The sequence below is a fragment of the Streptomyces sp. NPDC059649 genome (assembly GCF_042734445.1).
Lineage (GTDB): Bacteria > Actinomycetota > Actinomycetes > Streptomycetales > Streptomycetaceae > Streptomyces.
Window position 1 is genome coordinate 12,741 of the sequence record NZ_JBHWDV010000056.1, and the last position, 21,979, is coordinate 34,719.

Genomic DNA, 21,979 nt, shown 5'->3' on the forward strand with positions numbered 1-21,979 from the left:
TGGTCGGTCGCCGCCCTGCGTCGGGCAGGGGTTTGGATGTTTATGCGGACCAAACCCTACTGGACGCTATTTGGGGTCGCGCGGGGAGGGTGCCCAACGCGCCGCGAGCCACCCCGAAGGGGTGGCCGGGCCCCTCGCGGGCCGCCTCCCGGAGACCCGATTACCCGCTTCCACCAGGCATCTGACGGCATGCCCGGCCCCGGCCCGCGGACGGGTGGAACGGACCACTCCACTGGGCGCGGCGCCTACCGCCGCCCGGGCGACTAACGTCGGGTACGTGCCCTACTTCGACGCCGCCTCCGCCGCCCCCCTCCACCCCGTCGCCCGCGAGGCGCTGCTCGCCGCGCTCGACGAGGGCTGGGCCGACCCGGCACGGCTCTACCGCGAGGGCCGGCGCGGCCGGCTGCTGCTGGACGCCGCCCGGGAGGCCGCGGCCGAAGCCGTCGGCTGCCGCCCGGACGAACTGGTTTTCATCCCTTCGGGTACCCAGGCGGTGCACGCCGGGGTGGCCGGTGCGCTGGCCGGCCGGCGCCGGGCCGGCCGCCGGCTGCTGCACTCCGCCGTCGAGCACTCCTCGGTCCTGCACGCCGCCGAGGCCCATGCCGCGGCCGGCGGCACCGTCGCGGAGCTGGCGGTGGACCGTACGGGCCGGGTGGCCGCCGGGGACGTCGCGGCCGCGCTCACCCCGGACACCGCGCTGGTCGCCCTCCAGTCCGCCAATCACGAGGTGGGCACCGAGCAGCCGGTCGAGGAGGTGGCCGAGCTGTGCCAGGAGGCCGGGGTGCCGCTGCTGGTGGACGCCGCGCAGTCGCTGGTCTGGGGGCCGGTGCCCGGCGCCTGGTCGCTGCTGGCGGCCAGCGCCCACAAGTGGGGCGGCCCGCCCGGCGTCGGGCTGCTCGCGGTCCGCAAGGGGACCCGGTTCGCGCCCCAGGGGCCGCGGGACGAGCGGGAGTCCGGCCGGAGCGCCGGTTTCGAGAACATCCCGGCGGTGGTCGCGGCCGCGGCCGCGCTGCGTGCGCTGCGGTCCGGGCCGGGGACCGCCGCCGAGGCGGCCCGGCTGCGGGGGCTGGTGGACCGGATCCGTACCCGGGTGCCGGAGCTGGTCCCGGACGTGGAGGTGGTCGGCGATCCGGTGCACCGACTCCCCCATCTCGTCACCTTCTCCTGTCTCTATGTCGACGGGGAGACCCTGCTGCACGAGCTCGACCGGGCCGGCTTTTCCGTCTCGTCCGGATCGTCCTGTACGTCCAGCACGCTGACGCCGAGCCATGTGCTGCGCGCGATGGGGGTGCTGTCCGAGGGGAACGTCCGGGTCTCGCTGCCGTACGGCACGGCCGAGGCGGACGTGGAGCGGTTCCTGGAGGTGCTGCCGGGGATCGTCCGGTCGGTGCGGGAGCGGCTCGGGGCGGGGGCCGCGGAGCCGGTGGCCGCACCGGACAGCGTGCCGCAGGAGCCTTCAGTGGCCGCGGCGGAGGGACCGGAGGAGCCCGCCGGGGCGGTCACGGAGGAGCCCGCCGGAGCCGTTACGGAAGAGCCGGAAGGCCTCGTCGTCGATTCGCTCGGGCGGCGGTGCCCCATCCCGGTCATCGAGCTGGCGAAGGTGATCGGGCAGGTGCCGGTGGGCGGGACGGTGACGGTGCTCTCCGACGACGAGGCCGCCCGGCTGGACATCCCCGCCTGGTGCGGGATGCGCGACCAGGAGTACGTGGGAGAGCGGGCGGCCGAACGCGGCGCCGCGTACGTGGTGCGGCGCCGCGTCTGACGTGCGGAAGGGGCCGGGCGTGGGCCCGGCCCCGGTCGGGCGGGTCAGGCAGCGAGGTGCTGCTGGACCTCGGCCGCGGCGTCGTGGCCGTACGCCTTGGTGAAGCGGTCCATGAAGTGGCTGCGGTGCAGCTCGTACTCCTGGGTGCCGACGGTCTCGATGACCAGGGTGGCGAGCATGCAGCCGATCTGGGCGGCGCGCTCCAGGCTGACGCCCCAGGCCAGGCCGGACAGGAAGCCGGCGCGGAAGGCGTCGCCGACGCCGGTGGGGTCGGCCTTGGTCTTCTCCTCGGGGACGCCGACCTCGATGGTGGGCTCGCCGACCCGCTCGATGCGGACGCCGTTGGAGCCCAGGGTGGTGACCCGGGTGCCGACCTTGGCCAGGATCTCCTCGGCGGTCCAGCCGGTCTTGGACTCGATCAGGCCCTTCTCGTACTCGTTGGAGAAGAGGTAGGCCGCGCCCTCCATCAGGGTGCGGATGCCCTCGCCGTCCATCCGGGCGATCTGCTGGGAGAAGTCCGCGGCGAACGGGATACCGCGGCTGCGGCACTCCTCGGTGTGCCGGATCATCGCCTCCGGGTCGTCCGCGCCGATCAGGACCAGGTCCAGGCCGCCGACCCGCTCGGCGACGTGCTGCAGCTCGATCAGCCGCGCCTCGCTCATCGCGCCGGTGTAGAAGGAGCCGATCTGGTTGTGGTCGGCGTCGGTGGTGCACACGAAGCGGGCGGTGTGCAGGACCTCGGAGATGCGGACGGAGCGGGTGTCCACGCCGTGCCGGTCGAGCCAGGCGCGGTACTCCTCGAAGTCGGTGCCCGCGGCGCCGACCAGGACCGGCCGGATGCCGAGCTGGCCCATGCCGAAGCAGATGTTGGGGGCGACGCCGCCCCGGCGGACGTCGAGCTGGTCGACGAGGAAGGAGAGGGAGACCGTATGCAGCTGGTCGGCCACGAGCTGGTCGGCGAAGCGGCCGGGGAAGGTCATCAGGTGGTCGGTGGCGATGGAGCCGGTGACTGCGATACGCACGACGGGTCTGCTCCTGTGGGACGGCGTGAGGGGCGGCGGACGGGGAAACGGTACCGGTCGGGAGGGTGCCCCGCCGGTCATCCGGGACAGCTGGCAGCCGGTGGCCGCGCAAACCCTCCCATAGTAGATCCGCCCGGCCGGGCCGCCGGCCGCGGGCGCCGGGGAACCGGATCCGGCCGGGGTCCGTCCCATCGGCGTCCCCCACCGAGGCGGGCAGGCAGGTCAGAAGTTCAGCGGAGCTGAAGGAGCGATGCGGTGAACGCCGAGGACACCCCTGACACCACCCACCCCAAGGAGCGCACGCGGCGCACCCGGCTCGTGGTGGCCTCGATGGCCGCCGCGGTGCTCGTGGCCGGGGGCGGCGCGGCGTACTGGGCCTCGTCCGCGTCCGGCGGCGACGGGTCCGGTCCGGGTTCCGGGCAGGGCAATCCGCCGCCGCTGGCGCTCGACGGCTATTCGGGCGGTTCGATAGCGGCCGGGGAGCCCAACCCGCAGGGGGCGAAGTACCGGGCCGTGGCGAAGCTGCCGAACGGGCCGGGGTCCGCCCCGGTGTACCGCCCGAAGGGCGAGATCAGCCGGGAGTCGGTGGAACGGCTGGCAAAGGCGCTGGACGTGGCCGGAAAGGTTCGGTCGGAGGGCACCACCTGGAAGGTCGGCGAGGTCACCCCGGACGCCCGCGGGCCGATCCTGCAGGTGAACAAGACCGGCTCGGGTGCCTGGACGTTCTCCCAGTACGGCACTCCGGGCGGCACGAACTGCGCGCTGCCCGCCTCCCCCAAGGGCAAGACCGGTCAGGAACAGCCCGGTGGCGGCGGCCCGTCGAGCCGGCCCGGCTGCCCGTCGTACCGCGGTGGCGGGGACATCGCGACCCAGGACGACGGCAGCGGCGCGGGCGCGGTGTCGCAGGAGAAGGCGAAGCAGGTGGTGCGGCCGGTGCTGAAGGCGCTCGGCCAGGAGGACGCCGCGGTCGATGCGAGCGGGCTGTCCGGTGCGGTGCGGATCGTCACCGCCAACCCGGTGCTCGGCGGGCTGCCGACGTACGGCTGGCAGAGCGATCTGCAGGTCGGCTCGGACGGTCAAGTGGTCGGCGGCAGCGGGCAGTTGGCCAAGCCGGTCAAGGGCGCGGTGTACCCCGTGCTGAACGCGGACAAGACGCTTGCGCGGCTGAACTCGGGCGACGGCCGCAAGCCCGCCCCCTGCCCCTCGACACCCGGCCGTAAGGGCGGCCCGGACGGCAAGGGTGACCAGATCGCGCCCTGCGAGCCGGACCCGACCAAGGGCCAGCGGCCGGCCGAGGTGACCGGCGCGGTCTTCGGGCTCGCGGTGCAGTACGTGGACGGCGGCCAGGCGCTGGTCCCGTCGTGGCTGTTCAAGGTCCGCCAGCCGGGCACCGGCAACGGCCCGGACAGCACCACCACGACGGTGACGCATCCGGCGGTGGACCCGAAGTACGTCGCCCACAAGGAGCCCACTTCCAAGCCGCCGTCCGGGAAGCCGGGCGCGATGGCGCTGGAGTCGTACGACATCGGGGACGGCGGCCGGAAGCTGACCGTGCACTTCTGGGGCGGGGTGTGCAGTGTCTACTCGGTGAGCGTCGAGGAGTCGGCCACCGCCGTGAAGACCAAGGTCGTCGGCCGGGACAAGAAGCCGGGGCAGATCTGCGTGAAGATCGCCCGGGAGTTCACCAAGACAGTGGAGCTGCAGAAGCCGCTGGACGGCCGGAAGGTGATCGATGTGTCGACCGGCGAGTCGGTGCCCAAGCGGTGACGACACGGCGAAGGCGGCGTCCCCATCGGGGGCGCCGCCTTCGTATGTGTCCCGTGCTCCTCGCGGAGCGGACTCCTTAGCTGAAGGAGTCGCCGCAGGCGCAGGAGCCCGTGGCGTTCGGGTTGTCGATCGTGAAGCCCTGCTTCTCGATGGTGTCGACGAAGTCGATGGAGGCACCGCCCAGGTAGGGGGCGCTCATCCGGTCCGTGACGACCTTCACGCCGTCGAATTCCTTCACGACATCGCCGTCGAGCGAACGCTCGTCGAAGAAGAGCTGGTAGCGCAGACCGGAGCAGCCACCGGGCTGAACGGCCACCCGCAGCGCGAGGTCGTCCCGGCCCTCCTGCTCCAGCAGGCTCTTGACCTTCGACGCGGCCGCGTCGGACAGGATGATGCCGTCGCTGACGGTGGTCTTCTCGTCCTGCACGCTCATCTACATCTCTCCCGGGTTGTACGGACCGCTTGTCATCGGATGCCACAAGCTGCAACCGGCGACGCCCCGGAATTCATTCCGGCTGGGCGTTATCTCTTCTCATGCTCGCACACCGGCCGCCGGGAACTGGTGGCCGACGACACACGGCGGGGTGCTGATGCGTCACATCGACACTATGGCCATCGTCAAAGTGACGTGAAGCGGCTATGATAGATAGCGTCAAATAGACGAAAAGGCATGTGCCCCGAGAAAGGTGCGTGCCTCAGAGTTGTCTGCAGAGAAGAGAGGGTGCGTGTCGTGACCACCGCCCAGCCCCTGGACGTCCAGCCGACCCCGCTCGCGCTGCTCCTGCTCGGCCGCGAGGCCGACCCGAAGAGCGAGCGCGGCGTGGAGTGCCCCGGTGATCTGCCGGCCCCGTCGGACCCCGACCTCGTCGAGCGCGCCCGCGCGGCCAAGGCGAAGCTCGGGGACAAGGTCTTCGTCCTCGGGCACCACTACCAGCGCGACGAGGTCATCGAGTTCGCCGATGTGACCGGCGACTCCTTCAAGCTCGCGCGGGACGCCGCCGCCCGGCCGGACGCCGAGTACATCGTCTTCTGCGGTGTGCACTTCATGGCCGAGTCGGCCGACATCCTCACCGGTGACGACCAGCAGGTCATCCTCCCCGACCTGGCCGCGGGCTGCTCGATGGCCGACATGGCGACCGCCGAGCAGGTCGCCGAGTGCTGGGACGTGCTCACCGAGGCCGGCATCGCCGAGCAGGTCGTGCCGGTCTCGTACATGAACTCCTCCGCCGACATCAAGGCCTTCACCGGCAAGCACGGCGGCACGATCTGCACCTCCTCCAACGCCAAGCGGGCGCTGGACTGGGCCTTCGAGCAGGGTGAGAAGGTGCTGTTCCTGCCCGACCAGCACCTGGGCCGGAACACCGCCGTCCGGGACATGGGCATGTCCCTGGACGACTGCGTGGTCTACAACCCGCACAAGCCGAACGGCGGCCTGACCGTCGAGCAGCTGCGGGACGCGAAGATGATCCTGTGGCGCGGCCACTGCTCGGTGCACGGCCGGTTCTCGCTGGACTCGGTCAACGACGTGCGCGAGCGCATCCCGGGCGTGAACGTGCTGGTCCACCCCGAGTGCAAGCACGAGGTCGTGGCGGCGGCGGACTACGTCGGCTCGACGGAGTACATCATCAAGGCGCTGGAGGCCGCCCCGCGCGGCTCGAAGTGGGCCATCGGTACGGAGCTGAACCTGGTCCGCCGCCTGGCGAACCGTTTCGCCTCCGAGGACAAGGAGATCGTCTTCCTCGACAAGACGGTCTGCTTCTGCTCGACGATGAACCGCATCGACCTCCCCCACCTGGTGTGGGCCCTGGAGTCGCTGGCGGCCGGCAAGGTCGTCAACCGCATCCAGGTCGACAAGGAGACCGAGAGCTTCGCGAAGCTGGCGCTGGAGCGGATGCTGGCGCTGCCGTAGTGGCGGCGGGCCGGGGCCGGGTGTAGGCCCGGCCCTCCTCGGCTACTCCAGGGACCACTTGACCTTGTCCGTGTCCTTGATCGCGGTGGCGCAGGGACCGGTCGTGATCTTGGTGTCGTTGACGTACGCGGTCCACTTCTTCCCGTTGGCGGCGTCCCCGTGGATGTTGTCGACGACGAAGTCCTTCGCGGTGGCGTCCCAGTGCGCCACCAGCCCGAAGTGGTACTCGTCCTCGGCGTCGACCAGCGCGGTGAACGGCGTGGGGGCACCGCCGGCCGCCGCGCAGGAGTGCCCGTAGACGGGGTGCCCGGTCGTCCAGATGATCCCGAGGCTGGCGGTGAAGAGCCCGCCGGTGATCGCCACCCGGACGCCGGCGAGCGGTCCGGCGGCCGGGCTGGCCGTCGGGCTGGCCGTCGGGCTGGCCGCCGGGTGGGCCGCGGCGGGCACGGCGACGGCGCGGGGGGCGACCGCGGGGCCCACCAGTGCGAAAGTGAGCGCACAGGCGAGCCCGGCGGCGGGCACGAGGACGGCCTTGCCGGTCGGTGCGGAGAGCACGGGCTACCTGCCTTTCGCGATCCGAGGTCGCTTTACCCTCTTTTCATACCATTACTCACGGCCGCATTCCCGTCACTCCTCGTATTCCGCGAGCCGGTCACCCCGACTCACGGCGATCCGGACCACGTCCCGCAGCGCGAGCCGGAGCACCCGGGATTCCGCCGTGACCTCATCGAGCAGCAGCTCGGCCGCGGCGAGTATCTGCTCCTCGATGTCGTCGGCCAGCATCGACAGCCGGCTCTCCGGGTTGTCGGTGTGCAGATAGCAGGGCTGACCGTCCGGCCCCGTCCACGGCAACAGCCGCCACGGCGAACCATCGAACATATGACCTACTTTCGCGAGGTTGGTCGCCTGATTACGGTGTGTATTGCCATCGTTGCCGTGTGAGACGTGGTCTCAACAGGGGCCTGACGTCCCGCTGTTGAGCTGGGACGATCGGAAGGCACCTCGTGAAGTTCACGCCGAAGGAACTGACTCCGTACCTGTCCGCCCGGCATTACTTCGGGTCGGAGCAGCGTCGCCACCGTGAGCTGGCAAGACTGTCGCTGGTACAGCTGGCGGACATCGTCAACTTCAGCAAGAGCGCGCTGGCGCGGGTGGAGACGGCGGAGCTGATGCCCGCACCGGAGCTGCCGAATGCGCTCGATGCGGCCTTCGGTACCGAGCAGTACTTCCACGGGCTGTACCAACTGGCCAAGAGGGAGGCGCATCCGGACCAGTACCGGCGGTTCATGGACTTCGAGTCCCGTGCGGACGTCATCGAGGTCTACGAGCCGCAAGTGATCCCCGGCTTGTTGCAGACCAGGGAATACGCTCAAGCGTGTCTGGGCTGCCAGTCGGACCTGTCTGCGGAGCAGCTCGAAGAGCGTGTCAACGCCCGGATGTCCCGCCAGGATCGGCTGAGCTCCGACTCGCCTCCGTACCGCTGGGCCATCATCGACGAGGCTGTGCTGCGGCGGCGGGTGGGCAGCAGGGAGTGCACCCGTAAACAGCTGGCTCGGCTACTCGAACAGGTGGATACTCCGGACAGTAAGGTGCAGGTGATGCCGTTCAGCGCGGGCCTGCACCCGCTGATGGGCGGCGCACTCAATCTGCTGACGCTTCCGGACGGCTCCGCCGTGGCTTACGAAGAGGGCATCGAGACCGCGCATCTCCACGAGGCCCCGGAAGCCGTGAGCAAGTGGCGGCGCAAGTACGAGGTGCTGCGCGCGAACGCCCTCTCGCTGACGGAGTCGGCGGAGCTGATCCGAGAGGCAATGGAGGACCACAAAAGATGCGACACACCCCCGAGTTGAGCGCAGCTCGCTGGCGTAAGAGCAGCTACAGCAACACCAACGGCGGGAGCTGCGTCGAGATCGCCGACAACATCCCCGGCCTCGTCCCCATCCGGGACAGCAAGGACCCGGGCGGCCCCGCGATATGCGTCAGCGGGGCCGCGTGGGCCGCGTTCGTCGGGATGGTGAAGGACGGGTCGTCCCTGGGCGGTTAGTGGGACGGGACGGGCGCGAGGTCGATCGGCTGGCCGGGCCGCAGGCCGGCCAGCCGTAGGTTTTCCTCGACCGTGGGGCCGACGGTGTCGAACTGTGGCTGTTCGAGTTCGAAGGTGGGGCTGGCGTACAGGCCGCGCGCGGCCAGCTTCGGGTCGGGGTGCGGGTTGCGGTACAACTGCTCGGAGCGGTCGCGGAGTTCCAGCATGGTGGGGATCGCGAGGGCCATCGCGCGCGGGGTGCCGTTGAACGCCGTGTGGAGGTAGCGCAGCAGCGCCGCGTAACGGGTGTTGAAGGCGACCGCCTGCTCGTGGACCGCGCTGGTCGTGGCGTACTCCTTGTAGTCGGCGATCTTCGAGTCGCCGTGGATCGGGTACGCGTCGTCCCAGGTGACGTCGATCAGGGGGCCGCTCGGCGGGTCGGCGGGGGTGTCGTGGGGGCCGTAACCGCGGCCGGTGTAGATCTCGTTGAAGCGGAAGTAGTGGGCCAGCTGGCGCTGTTCGCCGAAGATCAGGTCGTCGCTGTCCCAGATCGTGCCGTCGGTGCCCTCGCCCTGGTCGCTGATCACCCGGATCGCCAGCTGGGCCGACGTCAGGTCGTGGACGGCGAGGACCTCGCCACCGGAGTTGTAGAAGTCGTCCGGGCCGACCTGGCGGGCGGCGGTGCCGGTGAAGACCGCCGCCTCGCCCTGTTCCCTCACCAGGTTCACGAGGCCCTGGCGGATGCAGTCGTAGAACTGGCCGATGGACGTCCAGCCGTCGCCCGGCTTCGGCTTGGGGGCCAGCTTGCGGGGCGTTTCGATGGTGAGGAACGTCTTCAGGGCGGCGGGTGAGAAGTGCTGGAGGCCGATGAGGGGCAGTTGGTCGCTGCTGAAGGGCAGCTTGGCGGGGTACTTGGCGACGAACTGGGAGTGGCCGACGTCCGGGGTGCCGCCGACCGCGTTGAGGAGGTTCGCGGCGAGCGTCATGTGGAGCATTTCCTCCAGCAGGACGCTGCGGATGGTGAAGTAGGCGGGGCGGTTGGTGCCGGAGACGATCGAGTACATGCCGGTCATGTAGACGGGGACGGTGAGGTGTTCCACCTCCAGGGCCGCCTGGAGGTAGCGGCGCAGGGTGGGGAGATCCTGGGGGATGCCGAACCCCTGGGCGTCCAGGGCGAGTGCGGTGATCACGCCGTCACCTTCTCCTTCTGCGCGTTCTCGGACTCGGGGTGCGACGACGACTGCGTGGCGGGCCGTAGGGTCGCCGGGCGGCGGGCGGCCACGAGGTCGCGGTGGATCTGCGCGGCGCTGCGCAGGGCCAGCGCCATCATGGTGAGCGTGGGGTTGCTGGTGCCGATCGACGGCATGCTGCCGCAGCCGATGGCGTAGAGGTTGGGGTGGTCGTGGGTGCGCTGGTCGGCGTTGACCACGGAGGTCTTGGGGTCGCTGCCCATGAGGTGGGTGCCGGCTCCGTGGCCGGCGCCGCTGTAGGCGAGGTCCAGGGTCTGCCGGCCGACCGTGTGGACGAAGTGGCCGAGCGGCGGTACGCCGTCGTGCGGGGCGTGGTCGGTGTAGTCGGTGGCCCCGAGCCGCGCGAAGATCTTCTGGGCGACGAGGCGGGCGGCGAACAGGCCGGTGCGGACGTGGTCGTCGAGGTCGTAGGTGAGGATCGGCCGGGGGTTGCCCATCGCGTCGCGGTAGCGGGCGGGGTCGATGGTGACGCGGTTGCCGGGGTCGGCGGACTGCTCGACGGCGATCTGGAGTTGCAGCTGGCGGCCGATGGAGCTGCCGAGCAGCCGGCGGAGTTCGGGGCCGAAGACGCCGTCCGGGCGGACGTTGCCGTCCTTGTCGCCGCCGATGCCCAGCGCGGTGGCGACGTTGCTCATGGGGGCGCCGGTGGCCCAGCCCCAGCCCCAGTTGCCGATCTCGATGCGGAACGGGGCGCGGGCGCGGCGTCCGGGGCCGCCGCGGAAGACCTCCCAGCCGGAGGTGTGGCCGGGGCCGCGGAACGGCCCGACCGGCCCACCGGCCTCGGGGGCGAGCGCCCAGTTGAGGAGCGTGGGGTGGTCCATCAGGTTGCGGCCGACCTGCCCGCTGGCGTTGGCGAGGCCGGAGAACAGCAGCAGGCGGGCGTTCTCGATGGCGTGCGCGGCGAGCACCACCACGTCCGCCTCGACGAGGTAGGACCGGCTGACCGGGGAGGCGGGGTCGGTGTAGGTGCGGTACTCCACGCCGGTCACCGTGCCGGTCGAGGTGGCCCGGACCCGGGTGACCACGCAGCGGGTGGCGAGGGTGACGGACGGCGGCCAGGCGGCCTGGAGGCGCAGCGGATGGGATTTGGCCTGGACGGGGCAGATGGGGACGCAGCTTGCGTTGCCGACGCAGCGCTCGCCGTAGTTGGGCAGGCCGACGGCGCCCTCGATGCGGTACGGGGCCCGGTAGGCGGGGTTGGGGGTGGAGTTGCGGGCCTGCGGCAGGCCGAACGTCCGCAGGGTGTACGGGAGTTGGGCCACCGTGTCGTCGATGACCGCGTCCTTGAGGCGGTGGTCGCAGTACTGGTCGATATAGCTCTGCGGGATGTGGTGCATCGGGTACTCGTAGCCGGGGTCGGTGACCACGCCGAGTTCCCGCTGCTCGCGGGCGTGGCCGGCGACGCCCAGTTCCCGCTCGGCGTCGGCGTACCAGGGCTGGAGGTCCTCGGCGGTGAGCGGCCAGTCCAGGCCGTAGGAGTAGGCGCTGCGGGTGGCGAAGTCGTCCGGGAGCATCCGGGGGACGGCGCCGAGCCAGTGCATGGCGGCACCGCCCAGCTCCCGCAAGTAGTCGGTGCCGTACGGGAGTTGGCCGTCCTGGACGAAGTAGCCGTGCGCGGTGAACTCGGGCTCGCCGGCCTCCGGGTCGCGCACCGGGGCGAGGTCGAGGACGTTCGGGGAGGGGGCGGCCTTGTTGGGGCGGTAGGCGGAGTTGGGGACCTTGGCCACGGCCGAGTAGAAGGTGGACAGCGAGTCCAGATAGCCGGGCCAGGTCTCGGTGCCGCCGTTGCCGGCCTCCAGGACGAGGATCCGCCAGCCCTGCGCGCCCAGGCGCTTGGCGAGGGCGGAACCGGCCCAGCCGGCGCCGACGATGATCGCGTCGTAGCGGCGGCGGGCGGCGCCCTCCGCGGAGACGGTCTCGGTCATGAGCTGCTCTCCTCAGGGGTGACGGGGGCCTCGGGGGCGGCGGGGGCCTCCGGGGTGGCGGGGGCGGCCGGGGTGGCGGGGGCGGCCGCGGTGGGGACGGCGGACGGCGGGACGTCGCGGCTGAGGCGCTGCCCAGGCAGCAGATGGGCGGGGATGTCCGCCGGGGGGACCTCGTCGGCCAGGCCGGTGCGGTAGGGGACGTCCGCGAGGCCGAGGCGGTCACGGAGCTCCGCGACACCGGGCGGGTCCGGCGGGCGGAGGGCCCAGGTGCCGAAGCCCGGCGGTTTGGCGCCCGCCGGGTGACCGTGGAAGGTGCGCCAGACCAGGCCCTCCACGTAGGCGCTGGGGGCGGGGACGAACTCGGTGTTGGCACTCTCGCGGCGGAGGTCGGCATGCGCGGCCGGCGCGAGGCGGGGCCAGGCACCGGTGTACCAGAGGTAGATCAGGGCCCGCGCCACCTCACGGTGGGTGGGGGTGAGCGCCTCGGGGCCGTGTCCCTCCGCGAGCGCGCGTTTCCATGCGGCCCAGAACGCGGCGAAGCGGCCCTCGCCGACCTGGCGGCGGGCGGTGTCGAGGTAGAGCCGGGCCGTACCGGTGGCGTACAGGTCGAACGCGGCGAAGCCGGTGAGCGGGACGCAGTGGGTGACGAAGTCGGTGAGCTCGTCGGGGAGTTGGGCGGGCCGATGGGCGGGGAGCTGGCCCGGGTCGTCTTCGGGCAGGTCGTGCGGCTCGTCGTCGGGGAGTGCGTGCGCTTCGTCGTCGGGGAGTGCGTGCGCTTCGTCGTCGGCCGGTGATGCGGGGACCGTCATCGTTCTCCTCCCGGAGCGGCATATGCGGCATATACCGGTGGCCATGCTTCTCAACTCCCGACCGCACATGCGGACATGCAGCCATAAACCACTGAAAGGCGTATGACGGGAGGTCAGTTGAGGGAGGAGGAGCCACCGGGCGCACGGCCCGGGGCGCACTGTTGGGCTGGGGTGCGGCCACGAAAGAGCCCCCGCGGCCGGGGTGCGGCTGCGGGGGCTCGTTCGGAAGGACCGGGGGCGTCAGACGCCCGCGGGCTGCGGGGTGGGTTCGTTCTGCTCGGTGGGCGTGCCGGACTTCTTGGCGCGCTTGGCGGCCTTCTTCTTCGCGCGGCGTTCCTTGCGGAGTTCGATCATCGCGTAGAGCGTCGGGACGAGGAGGAGGGTGAGCAGGGTGGAGCTGATCAGACCGCCGATCACGACCACGGCCAGCGGCTGGGAGATGAAGCCGCCGTCGCCGGTGATGGACGCGGCCATCGGCAGCAGCGCCATGATCGTGGCCAGGGCGGTCATCAGGATCGGGCGGAGCCGGTGGCGGCCGCCCTCGACGACCGCCTCGACGACGCCGTAGCCCTGGGCGCGGTACTGGTTGATCAGGTCGATCAGCACGATGGCGTTGGTGACCACGATGCCGATCAGCATCAGCATGCCGATCATCGCCGGGACGCCCAGCGGGGTGCCGGTGGCGAGGAGCAGGCCGACCGCGCCGGTGGCCGCGAACGGGATGGAGACCAGCAGGATCAGCGGCTGGATCAGCGACCGGAAGGTGCCGACCAGCAGCATGAAGACGATCGCGATGGCGGCCAGCATGGCCAGGCCGAGCGAGGAGAACGCGTCGGACTGGTCCTGGGAGACACCGCCGATGGTGGCGGTGGCGCCGTCCGGCAGCTTCAGGCCGTTGATCTTGGTCTGCAGCGCGGCGCTGACCGCGCCGGTGTTGTCGCCGGTCGGCTTGGCGGTGATGGTCGCCGAGCGGGCCCCGTCGATCCGGGTCATCTGGACCGGTCCGGCGACGGTCTTGACGGTGGCGAGGGTGCCGAGCTGCACCGGGCCGGCCGGGGTCGGGATGGCCAGCTTCTTCAACTGGGCCTCGGTGGTGGCCGGGTGGGCCGCCTTGATGACGATGTCCCGCTCGGTGTTGTCCAGGACGGCCTGGCCGGTGGTGGTGCCGCGGACCGCCTGGGCGACGGCGCCGCCGAGCGTGGTCTGGTTGTAACCGGCCGCGGCGGCCTTGGCGTTGGGCGTGACGGAGATCCGCGGGACGCTCTGCGCGAGGTCGCTCTGGACGTCGGTGACGTGGTCGAGTCCGGCGACGGCCTTGCGGACCTGCTCGCTGGCCCGCTTCAGCACGTCGGCGTCGCCGGCCTTGACGACCACGCTGAGGTCCTGGTTGCCGAAGCCGCCGCCCGCGGTGATCGTGGTGTCGCCGATGGCCGGGCCGAGCTTGTCGAGCTCCGCGCGCAGATGGTCGGTGACCTTGCCGGAGTCCTCCGAGTCCTTCAGCTTGACCTGGTAGGAGGCCTGGTTGGCGCCGGTGCCGCCGCCGAAGGCCGCCATGAAACCGGAGGAGCCGACGGTGACCTGGTAGTCGGCGATGTCGTCGTCGGCCGCGAGCAGCTTCTCGACCTTCTTCGCCTGGGCGTCGGACGCGGCCAGGCTGGTGCCGGGCTTGAGTTCCTGCTTGACGGTCAGGGTGTCCTGGTCGCCCTGGTCGAAGAAGTTGGTCTTCAGCAGGGGGCCCATGGCGAACGTGCCGATCAGGACGACGACCGCGATGACCAGGCTGGTGACCCGGCGGCGGGTGGCGAAGCGCAGGACCGGGACGTAGAGGCGCTGCAGGGCGCTGCGGGTCTCCTTCTCCTCGGCCTGGCGGCGCAGTTCGTCCACGGTGGTGCCCTCGGGGACGACCGGGGCGCGCAGGAACCAGTACGACAGGACCGGCACGACCGTGAGGGAGACGATCAGCGAGGAGAGCAGGGCGACGGTGACGGTCAGCGAGAACGAGCCGAAGAGCGCGCCGACCATGCCGCCGACCACGCCGATCGGGAGGAACACCGCGACGGTGGTGAGGGTCGAGGAGGTGATCGCGCCGGAGACCTCCTTGACGGCGGAGAGGATGGCCTCGCGGCGCTCCTCGCCGTAGCCCAAGTGCCGCTTGATGTTCTCCAGGACGACGATGGAGTCGTCGACGACCCGGCCGATCGCGATGGTGAGCGCGCCGAGGGTGAGCATGTTCAGGGACAGGTCACCGGTCCACAGCACGATCAGGGTGATGACGACCGAGAGCGGGATGGAGACCGCGGTGACCAGCGTCGAGCGCAGGCTGAGCAGGAAGACCAGGATGACGATGACGGCCATGGCGAGGCCGAGCATGCCCTCGGTGGTCAGCGACTCGATGGACTTGGAGACCGCCGGGCCCTGGTCGGAGACGACCGTGACGCTGGTGCCCTCGCCGAGGTCCTGATGGATCTTCGGGAGCTTGTCCTTGACCGCGTCGGAGATCGCGACCGCGCTGCCGTCCTGGTCCATCGTCACCATGACGGCGAGGCTGGGCTTGCCGTTGGTGCGGGTGAGGGAGGTCGGCGCGGCCGGCTCCTCCTTGACGGTGGCGACGTCGCCGAGGCGGACCGCCTTGCCCGCGGACGGGCCACCCGCGGCCCCACCGGCCCCCGCGGCCGGCGGGACGGTCAGGTCCTTGATCTGCGCGACGGAGGTGAAGCCGGCGCCGACCTGGACGGTCCTGCTCTGCCCGTGCTCGGCGAACGAACCGGCCGGCACGGACGTGCCGCCGGCCTCCAGCGCCTGGCCGAGCGCCTGCGTGGTCAGCCCGGCGGCGGCGAGCTTCTTGTCGTCGGGGGTGACCGCGACGACCCGGTCCTGGACGCCGCTGACGGTGACCTGGCTGACTCCCTCGATGTTCTTCAGGCCCGGGACGACGCTGCGGTCGAGCTGGTCGGCGAGGGTCTGCCGGTCCTTCGTCGCGGAGGCGACGGCGAGGACGACGGTGGGGATGTCGTCCGTCGAGCCGGCCACCACCTGCGGGTCGACGTCCTTGGGGAGCTTGGCCCGGGCCCGGTTGACGGCCTGCTGGACGTCGGCGACCAGGCGCTTTGAGTCATTGCCGTAGTCGAACTGCGCCATGATGACGCCCGAGCCCTCGCTGGACGTCGAGGTGACGCTCTTGATGCCGTCGACCGCCTGGACACCGTCCTCCAGCGGCTCGATCACCTGCTTCTCGACGACATCGGGCGAGGCGCCCTGGTACGGCGCGAGCACGGAGACCATCGGCAGTTCGATGGAGGGCAGGAGCTGCTGCTTGAGCTGGGGTATCGCGATGGCGCCGAAGGCGATCGCGACGATCGACATCAGCGCTATCAGGCCCCGTTGTACGAGGCTGAGCCGGGACAGCCAGGACATGGGTGGGGTCTCTCTTCTGTTCTGAAGGCGGGACGGTCGGCCGGGCCGGGGGGCAGGCGCCCTTCGTCAGACCCGACGGCAGGGGCCCGTTGCGGGCCCACTTACACCTTCGGCCATGACCAGGCCGGTTTTCCTCGCTCCCAGGTCGGTTTCCGTCCCGGGCCCGTACCGCGTTCGGAGTACGGGCCGCTCCACCCCTACTGCACCCGTGGGCGTACGAGGCCCGATTCATAGGCGATGACGACCAGCTGGGCGCGGTCGCGCGCGCCGAGTTTGGCCATCGCCCGGTTGACGTGCGTCTTGACCGTGAGCGGGCTGACCGCGAGCTGTTCGCCGATCTCGTCGTTGGACAGTCCGCCGGCCACCAGGACGAGCACCTCGCGCTCCCGGCCGGTCAGCGTCGCCAGCCGCTCCGCGTCCGGGCCGCCGGGCCCGCCGTCGCCCGGACCGCTGCCCTGGGCAAGGAACTTGGCGATCAGGCCCTTGGTCGCGGCGGGCGACAGCAGCGCCTCTCCGCCCGCCGCGATCCGGATCGCGCTGAGCATCTCGTCCGGTTCGGCGCCCTTGCCGAGGAAGCCGCTGGCGCCGTTGCGCAGCGACTGCACGACGTAGTCGTCGACCTCGAACGTCGTCAGGATGACCACCCGGACGTCGGTGAGGTCCGGGTCCTCGCTGATCATGCGGGTGGCGGCCAGCCCGTCCACGCCGGGCATCCGGATGTCCATCAGCACGACGTCCGGCCGCTCGGCCTTGGTCAGTTCGTACGCCTGCGCGCCGTCGGAGGCCTCCCCCACCACCCGCATGTCCGGCTCGGAATCCACCAGCACCTTGAACGCGCTGCGCAGCAGCGCCTGGTCGTCGGCGAGCAGCACCTTGATCGTCATGTCGTCTCCCCCGTACGGACGGTCTGCAGTGGAAGGGTGACCCGCACCTGGAAGCCGCCGGCCGCGCGCGGGCCGGTGACGATCGTGCCGCCCAGCGCGTAGACCCGCTCGCGCATCCCGATCAGGCCGTGGCCGCCGCCGTTCTCCTCGGGCCCGTCGGTGCCGCCGGGCCGCGGACCGGGCCGGTCGGCGGACCGCTGGCGCGGCGCTCCGGGCGTGCCCGCGCCGTCGTCGAGGACGGTGACGGTCAGCGCGGAGGCGTGGTGCGCGATCCGGATGGTGGCGCGGGCGCCCTCGCCGGCGTGCTTGTGGACGTTGGTCAGCGCCTCCTGGACCACGCGGTAGGCGGTGAGGTCGACGGAGGCGGGCAGCGGGCCGGGCGCCTCGGGCACCTCCAGCTCCACCGGGAGCCCGGCGCGCACGAACCCGTCGACGAGCTGGTCGAGGACGCCGAGGCCGGGCGCGGGCTCGGTCGGTGCCTTCGGGTCGTCGGACTGCCGCAACAGGCCGACCGTGGCGCGGAGTTCCTCCAGCGCCGAACGGGACGCCTCCCGGACGTGCGCGAGGGCCTGCTTGGCCTGGTCGGGGCGGTTGTCCATGACGTGCGAGGCGACCCCGGCCTGGACGTTGACCAGGGCGATGTGGTGGGCGACGACGTCGTGCAGCTCCCGGGCGATGCGCAGCCGTTCCTCGGCGACCCGGCGGCGGGCCTCCTCCTCGCGGGTGCGTTCGGCCCGTTCGGCCCGTTCCCGGATGGCGTCGACGAAGGCGCGGCGGCTGCGGACCGCGTCGCCCGCGGCGGCGGCCATACCGGTCCAGGCGAAGATCCCGAGGTTCTCCTGGGCGTACCAGGGGCGGGGGCCGTAGAGCATCGCGGAGGCGGTCAGGACGACGACGGTGAGGGCGCCGATCCGCCAGGTCGTGGGGCGGTCGGTGCGGGAGGCGACGGTGTAGAGGGCGATCACCGCGGCGACCGCCACCGGGGCCCGCGGAGTGCTCGCGCCGGCGATCAGTTCGACGAGGGTGAGGGTGCCGGTGACCGCCAGGACCGTACGCGGCTGCCGTCGGCGCAGCACCAGCGGGGCGCAGGCCAGCGCGGCCAGCACCACGGTGGTGGCGGTCAGCTCGTGCGGGACGATGCGCGGACCGTGGACGCGGTGCGGGTCGGCCACCGCGCCGAACAGGATGCAGACGAAGACGGCCACCGCCAGGGCCGCGTCGAACGCCAGCGGATGCGTCCGGTACCAGGCGAAGCGGCCGCCGCGGGCCGCGTCCGGGCGGGGGTCGAGGGAACTCACAACAGCAAACGGTAGCGCCCCGGTTCCACGGAGGAACCGGGGCGCCGGGTGCCGGTGCACTGGAAAAGGGGCGGCCGGTGGCGGCCGGCCGCGGGCGCGGACGGCCGGGTGGCCGTCCGGAGGCGGACTCAGCCCGGGATCAGGCCGTCGTCGCTGAGCATCTCCCGGACCTCGTCGAGCGTGGCGTCGGGGGACGGCAGGATCAGTTCCGACGGTTCGAGGGCGTCGTCGGGAAGCGGGGTGCCCATACGGCGCACCGCTTCCAGGAGAGCGCCGAGCGTGCGCCGGAAGCCGGCCTCGTCGCCGCTCTCCATCTCGTCGAGCAGTTCGTCGTCCAGCTTGTTGAGCTCGATGAAGTGGGCATCGTCCAGCTTCACCTGGCCCTCCCCCATGATCCGTACGATCACGACGGTCTCCCTTGGTCCGCTCCGACGGTCTCGCGATCCCTGCGAGGCTAACCGCCGCCGGTCGTCACTGCTTGTCGAAACGCGGCTGGTCCTGCTGCGGAGTCGGCCGGCCCTGGCCGCCCTGACCGCTCTCGATGGCCTGCTGGCCGGCCGACGGGCCCGCGAGCTCGGCCTTCATCCGCTGCAGCTCCAGCTCGACGTCGCTGCCGCCGGAGAGCCGGTCCAGCTCGGCGGTGATGTCGTCCTTGGCCATGCCGGACGGGTCGTCCAGCGCGCCGGACGCCATCAGCTCGTCGATCGCGCCGGCCCGGGCCTGCAGCTGCGCGGTCTTGTCCTCCGCACGCTGGATGGCCAGACCGACGTCGCCCATCTCCTCGGAGATGCCGGAGAACGCCTCGCCGATCCGGGTCTGCGCCTGGGCCGCCGTGTACGTCGCCTTGATCGTCTCCTTCTTCGTCCGGAAGGCGTCGACCTTGGCCTGCAGCCGCTGCGCGGCGAGGGTGAGCTTCTCCTCCTCACCCTGCAGCGTCTGGTGCTGCGTCTCCAGGTCCGTGACCTGCTGCTGCAGCGCGCTGCGCCGGGTCAGCGCCTCGCGCGCCAGGTCCTCGCGGCCGAGCGCCAGCGCCTTGCGGCCCTGGTCCTCCAGCTTGGCGGACTGGCCCTGGAGCTGGTTGAGCTGCAGCTCCAGGCGCTTGCGGGAGGTCGCCACGTCGGCGACCCCGCGGCGTACCTTCTGCAGCAGCTCCAGCTGCTTCTGGTACGAGTAGTCGAGGGTCTCGCGCGGGTCTTCGGCCCGGTCCAGGGCCTTGTTGGCCTTCGCGCGGAAGATCATCCCCATCCGCTTCATGACACCATCGCTCATGGGCCTCGCGCGCCCCCTTCTGACCGACTTGCATCGGGCTTAGGCTCCAGCACATCTACAGACCCCACAGTACGGGCCCTGGTTCCATTACCGCACTGTTCGCGCCCGGATGCGCTCCTCCTCCAGGACGATCGGGACGGCCTTTCCTCCCGCGCAAGGAGTAGGGAAGGGGTTGCGGGGCGTCGCCGGACGGGGCGCGACCGCCGCCTTCCGGGCGGTGCCGTTGCCGGATCGTGCCCGTCGGCCCCTGGCCCCCGGGCCGCGACCACGTACTCTTGGGTGTTGTGTTCCGAAGCCGTTCGAAGGATGAGCAGGCCGCGACCGCCAAGGTGACCGCGGACCAGCCCCAGCAGCCCCGCGACCCGCAGGCCCCCAAGGGCCGTCCAACGCCCAAGCGCAGCGACTCCCAGTCGCAGCGCCGGGCCCGTGCGCACACCCCCACCAACCGCAAGGACGCGACGAAGGCCCAGCGTGAGGCCCGCCGCGCCGATCTCGCCCGGCAGCGCGAGGCGCTGGCCAACGGCGACGAGCGGTACCTGCCGGCGCGGGACAAGGGACCGGTGCGCCGGTTCGCCCGGGACTACGTCGACTCGCGCTGGTGCGTCGCGGAGTTCTTCCTGCCGATGGCCGTGGTGATCCTGGTGCTGACCATGATCCGGGTGCCGTCGATCCAGAGCATCGCGCTGCTGCTGTGGCTCGTGATCATCGTGCTGATCGTGCTGGACTCGGCCCTGATCTGGTTCCGCCTGAGCAAGCGGCTGCAGGAGAAGTTCCCGAACGAGAACCTCAAGGGCGTGAAGGCCTACGCGGTCATGCGCACGCTCCAAATGCGGCGGCTGCGGCTGCCGAAGCCGCAGGTCAAGCGGGGCCAGCGGCCGTAGTTCCGAGATGCCGAAAGGGCCGGATCCGCCGGGCGGATCCGGCCCTTCGTCTTGCCGGGTCGTGCTGTCGGGTCGTGCTGTCCGGGCGGCTGCTCAGTCTTCCTCGGCGGCGTGCAGGCTCATCGGGCCGTAGATCTCCTGGCCGTCCTCGCAGAGGTGGACCTGGTCGACGCCGCCTTCGAGGAGGGCCTTCCACTCCTCGCCGATCCAGGATTCCGCGTCGCCCTGCGTCGTGAACTCCTCCGGCTCCACGGCGGGTACCGCCTCCGTACCGTCCGCCTTCTCGAACCGCCACGTCCACGCCATGTCCGCCTCCTGGATCCACCGGTACGTGAGTCGTGCTTGTCGCGTCTGTCGTGCTGATCGAGAGCCTAACGGCCGTGTCGAGTCCGCCCCCGCCGCGCTCACCGGGAGCGGACGCGAGAAACTCGCGGTGTGGATGTGACTCTCCTCGGCACCGGGGCCCCGCTGGGGCTGCCGCGCCCCGGCTGCCCCTGTGCCGCCTGTGCGACCGCCGTCGGCGACGAGGCGCGGGCGGCGACCGCGCTGCTGGTCGACGGCGCGCTGCTGATCGATCTGACGCCGGGTCCGGCCTTCGCGGCCGCCCGCGCCGGGCGGTCGCTGGCCGGCGTACGGCAGGTGCTGCTGTCGCATCCGCACGAGGGGCCGGCGATGGAGGTGCCGGCCGGGCTGCCGACCCCGGGCCGGGTCGCGGACGGCCGGGAGCTGGCACTGCTCGACGGGCACCGGATCCGGGCCCTGGCGGTGGACATCCCGGGCACCGCGTACGAGATCTCCGGGCCGGACGGCGAGCGGCTGCTGTATCTGCCGCCGGGTGCGGCGCCGGCCGGACTGTCGGACGCCAACGGGATCTTCGGCGGCGGCTACGACGGCGCCGGCGGGAACGGCCCGTACGACCTGGTGCTGCTCGACGTCCTGGGGCGGCCGGACGCGCTGGCGCGGCTGCGGGCGAGCGGGGCGGTGGACGCGGCGACGGACGTGGTGGCGGTGCACCTCGACCACGACGTGCCGCCGGGGCCCGAACTCCACCGCAGGCTGGCGGCGGTGGGCGCGCGGGCGGTGCCGGACGGCAGTTCGCTGGTGGTCGGCGAGTACCACGCGGTGCCGGACCTGCCGCGCCGGACGCTGGTGCTGGGCGGGGCGCGCAGCGGGAAGTCGGTGGAGGCGGAGCGGCGGCTGGCGGCGTTCCCGGACGTGCTGTACGTGGCCACCGGCGGCAGCCGGGACGGCGACGCGGACTGGGCGGCGCGGATCTCGCTGCACCGGGAGCGGCGGCCGAGCAGCTGGCGGACGGTCGAGACCTGCGATCTGGTGCCGTTGCTGGCGGATGCCGGGGCCGGTGGGGCTGCCGGGACGGACCGGCCGGGCGGCGGGTCGCCGCTGCTCATCGACTGTCTGGCGCTGTGGCTGACGCACATGATGGACGAGGTCGGGGCGTGGGACGACGCGACCTGGGAGGGCGGCGGCCGCAAGGCGCTGCGGGAGCGGACCGATGCGCTGGTGGCGGCGGTGCGCGCGACGCACCGGCCGGTGGTCGCGGTCAGCAACGAGGTCGGCTCCGGGGTGGTGCCGGGGACGCCGGCGGGCCGCCGGTTCCGGGACGAACTGGGGCGGCTGAACGCGGCGTTCGGCGCGGAGTGCGAGCAGGTGCTGCTGGTCGTCGCCGGGCAGGCGCTTGCGCTGCGCGGATGACGCGGGCCCGGCCGCGCCCGTGTCCGCTTGCCCGGGGGCGCGGCGCCGGGTGC

20 protein-coding genes are annotated in these 21,979 nt (G+C 71.9%); 7 read left to right on the forward strand and 13 right to left on the reverse strand.

All coding sequences use genetic code 11. The annotated features are described in order from the left end of the window. Window positions 1–277 precede the first annotated feature (277 nt). Complete coding sequence (locus ACFV1J_RS34605; RefSeq protein ID WP_385864939.1) at window positions 278–1,762, forward strand: cysteine desulfurase/sulfurtransferase TusA family protein; 1,485 nt, start codon at window positions 278–280, stop codon at window positions 1,760–1,762. Window positions 1,763–1,806: 44 nt separating this feature from the next. Here ACFV1J_RS34605 and ACFV1J_RS34610 read toward each other — a convergent pair whose 3' ends face one another. Further along, the gene (locus ACFV1J_RS34610; protein ID WP_385864941.1) at window positions 1,807–2,784 is read right to left on the reverse strand and encodes a carbohydrate kinase family protein; all 978 of its coding nucleotides are present in this window, start codon (window positions 2,782–2,784) and stop codon (window positions 1,807–1,809) included. A 255-nt stretch (window positions 2,785–3,039) separates the two neighbouring features. Here ACFV1J_RS34610 and ACFV1J_RS34615 point away from each other — a divergent pair, with 255 nt between their 5' ends. Continuing rightward, complete coding sequence (locus tag ACFV1J_RS34615; protein WP_385864943.1) at window positions 3,040–4,551, forward strand: hypothetical protein; 1,512 nt, start codon at window positions 3,040–3,042, stop codon at window positions 4,549–4,551. Window positions 4,552–4,627: 76 nt separating this feature from the next. Here the strand turns inward: ACFV1J_RS34615 and erpA are convergent, their stop codons facing one another. Then, on the reverse strand, window positions 4,628–4,984 hold the full coding sequence (erpA, locus tag ACFV1J_RS34620; protein WP_360951483.1) for an iron-sulfur cluster insertion protein ErpA: 357 nt from the start codon (window positions 4,982–4,984) through the stop codon (window positions 4,628–4,630). Between the two features lie 288 nt (window positions 4,985–5,272). Between erpA and nadA the strand changes: the two genes are divergently transcribed. Further along, complete coding sequence (gene nadA, locus ACFV1J_RS34625) at window positions 5,273–6,460, forward strand: quinolinate synthase NadA (RefSeq protein WP_030415445.1); 1,188 nt, start codon at window positions 5,273–5,275, stop codon at window positions 6,458–6,460. Between the two features lie 42 nt (window positions 6,461–6,502). On the opposite strand, the gene ACFV1J_RS34630 is transcribed toward nadA, so the two are convergent. Beyond that, on the reverse strand, window positions 6,503–7,015 hold the full coding sequence (locus tag ACFV1J_RS34630) for a hypothetical protein (RefSeq protein WP_385864945.1): 513 nt from the start codon (window positions 7,013–7,015) through the stop codon (window positions 6,503–6,505). Between the two features lie 72 nt (window positions 7,016–7,087). Beyond that, the gene (locus tag ACFV1J_RS34635) at window positions 7,088–7,339 is read right to left on the reverse strand and encodes a hypothetical protein (protein WP_265363055.1); all 252 of its coding nucleotides are present in this window, start codon (window positions 7,337–7,339) and stop codon (window positions 7,088–7,090) included. A gap of 125 nt (window positions 7,340–7,464) precedes the next feature. On the opposite strand from ACFV1J_RS34635, the gene ACFV1J_RS34640 reads away from it, so the two are divergent. Both ACFV1J_RS34640 and ACFV1J_RS34645 read left to right on the forward strand, forming a co-directional pair. After that, a complete protein-coding gene (locus tag ACFV1J_RS34640) occupies window positions 7,465–8,310 on the forward strand; it encodes a Scr1 family TA system antitoxin-like transcriptional regulator (RefSeq protein WP_385864947.1) in 846 nt (281 codons plus the stop codon). After that, complete coding sequence (locus ACFV1J_RS34645) at window positions 8,289–8,504, forward strand: DUF397 domain-containing protein (protein ID WP_385864949.1); 216 nt, start codon at window positions 8,289–8,291, stop codon at window positions 8,502–8,504. The genes ACFV1J_RS34640 and ACFV1J_RS34645 overlap by 22 nt, the downstream gene beginning before the upstream one ends. Here the strand turns inward: ACFV1J_RS34645 and ACFV1J_RS34650 are convergent. The 8 genes from ACFV1J_RS34650 to ACFV1J_RS34685 all read right to left on the reverse strand — a co-directional run bounded on the left by ACFV1J_RS34650 (window position 8,501) and on the right by ACFV1J_RS34685 (window position 19,332). After that, complete coding sequence (locus ACFV1J_RS34650; protein WP_385864951.1) at window positions 8,501–9,673, reverse strand: ferritin-like protein; 1,173 nt, start codon at window positions 9,671–9,673, stop codon at window positions 8,501–8,503. The two genes, ACFV1J_RS34645 and ACFV1J_RS34650, sit on opposite strands and share 4 nt — an antisense overlap. Continuing rightward, entirely contained in the window at window positions 9,670–11,658 is a 1,989-nt protein-coding gene (locus ACFV1J_RS34655) for a GMC family oxidoreductase (RefSeq protein WP_385864952.1), read from the reverse strand. The genes ACFV1J_RS34650 and ACFV1J_RS34655 overlap by 4 nt, the downstream gene beginning before the upstream one ends. Then, window positions 11,655–12,467 carry a hypothetical protein gene (locus tag ACFV1J_RS34660; RefSeq protein WP_385864954.1) on the reverse strand — a complete coding sequence of 271 codons (813 nt, stop codon included), beginning with the start codon at window positions 12,465–12,467 and terminating at the stop codon, window positions 11,655–11,657. Before ACFV1J_RS34660 ends, ACFV1J_RS34655 begins: the two co-directional genes overlap by 4 nt. Window positions 12,468–12,707: 240 nt before the next feature. Continuing rightward, window positions 12,708–15,881 (reverse strand): efflux RND transporter permease subunit, encoded by a 3,174-nt coding sequence (locus ACFV1J_RS34665; protein ID WP_385864955.1) that lies wholly within the window; start codon window positions 15,879–15,881, stop codon window positions 12,708–12,710. Window positions 15,882–16,078: 197 nt separating this feature from the next. Continuing rightward, complete coding sequence (locus ACFV1J_RS34670) at window positions 16,079–16,765, reverse strand: response regulator (protein ID WP_385864957.1); 687 nt, start codon at window positions 16,763–16,765, stop codon at window positions 16,079–16,081. After that, entirely contained in the window at window positions 16,762–18,063 is a 1,302-nt protein-coding gene (locus tag ACFV1J_RS34675) for a sensor histidine kinase (protein ID WP_385864960.1), read from the reverse strand. The genes ACFV1J_RS34670 and ACFV1J_RS34675 overlap by 4 nt, the downstream gene beginning before the upstream one ends. Window positions 18,064–18,191: 128 nt before the next feature. Continuing rightward, complete coding sequence (locus tag ACFV1J_RS34680; RefSeq protein ID WP_385864964.1) at window positions 18,192–18,470, reverse strand: hypothetical protein; 279 nt, start codon at window positions 18,468–18,470, stop codon at window positions 18,192–18,194. A gap of 64 nt (window positions 18,471–18,534) precedes the next feature. Beyond that, complete coding sequence (locus ACFV1J_RS34685; RefSeq protein ID WP_385864965.1) at window positions 18,535–19,332, reverse strand: PspA/IM30 family protein; 798 nt, start codon at window positions 19,330–19,332, stop codon at window positions 18,535–18,537. Between the two features lie 284 nt (window positions 19,333–19,616). Between ACFV1J_RS34685 and ACFV1J_RS34690 the strand changes: the two genes are divergently transcribed. After that, on the forward strand, window positions 19,617–20,213 hold the full coding sequence (locus ACFV1J_RS34690; protein WP_385864967.1) for a DUF3043 domain-containing protein: 597 nt from the start codon (window positions 19,617–19,619) through the stop codon (window positions 20,211–20,213). A 93-nt stretch (window positions 20,214–20,306) separates the two neighbouring features. Here the strand turns inward: ACFV1J_RS34690 and ACFV1J_RS34695 are convergent, their stop codons facing one another. Further along, entirely contained in the window at window positions 20,307–20,519 is a 213-nt protein-coding gene (locus tag ACFV1J_RS34695) for a hypothetical protein (RefSeq protein ID WP_385864969.1), read from the reverse strand. 129 nt (window positions 20,520–20,648) lie between these two features. Here ACFV1J_RS34695 and ACFV1J_RS34700 point away from each other — a divergent pair, with 129 nt between their 5' ends. Continuing rightward, window positions 20,649–21,926 (forward strand): bifunctional adenosylcobinamide kinase/adenosylcobinamide-phosphate guanylyltransferase, encoded by a 1,278-nt coding sequence (locus ACFV1J_RS34700; RefSeq protein ID WP_385864970.1) that lies wholly within the window; start codon window positions 20,649–20,651, stop codon window positions 21,924–21,926. The last annotated feature ends 53 nt before the right edge of the window (window positions 21,927–21,979 follow it).

Bases quoted from the DNA above. Each gene is read 5' to 3' on its own strand.
- erpA (WP_360951483.1), bottom strand. From the start codon at position 4,984: ATGAGCGTGCAGGACGAGAAGACCACCGTCAGCGACGGCATCATCCTG.
- ACFV1J_RS34635 (WP_265363055.1), bottom strand. From the start codon at position 7,339: ATGTTCGATGGTTCGCCGTGGCGGCTGTTGCCGTGGACGGGGCCGGAC.
- ACFV1J_RS34645 (WP_385864949.1), top strand. From the start codon at position 8,289: ATGCGACACACCCCCGAGTTGAGCGCAGCTCGCTGGCGTAAGAGCAGC.
- ACFV1J_RS34655 (WP_385864952.1), bottom strand. From the start codon at position 11,658: ATGACCGAGACCGTCTCCGCGGAGGGCGCCGCCCGCCGCCGCTACGAC.
- ACFV1J_RS34660 (WP_385864954.1), bottom strand. From the start codon at position 12,467: ATGACGGTCCCCGCATCACCGGCCGACGACGAAGCGCACGCACTCCCC.
- ACFV1J_RS34665 (WP_385864955.1), bottom strand. From the start codon at position 15,881: ATGTCCTGGCTGTCCCGGCTCAGCCTCGTACAACGGGGCCTGATAGCG.
- ACFV1J_RS34670 (WP_385864957.1), bottom strand. From the start codon at position 16,765: ATGACGATCAAGGTGCTGCTCGCCGACGACCAGGCGCTGCTGCGCAGC.
- ACFV1J_RS34685 (WP_385864965.1), bottom strand. From the start codon at position 19,332: ATGAGCGATGGTGTCATGAAGCGGATGGGGATGATCTTCCGCGCGAAG.
- ACFV1J_RS34695 (WP_385864969.1), bottom strand. From the start codon at position 20,519: ATGGCGTGGACGTGGCGGTTCGAGAAGGCGGACGGTACGGAGGCGGTA.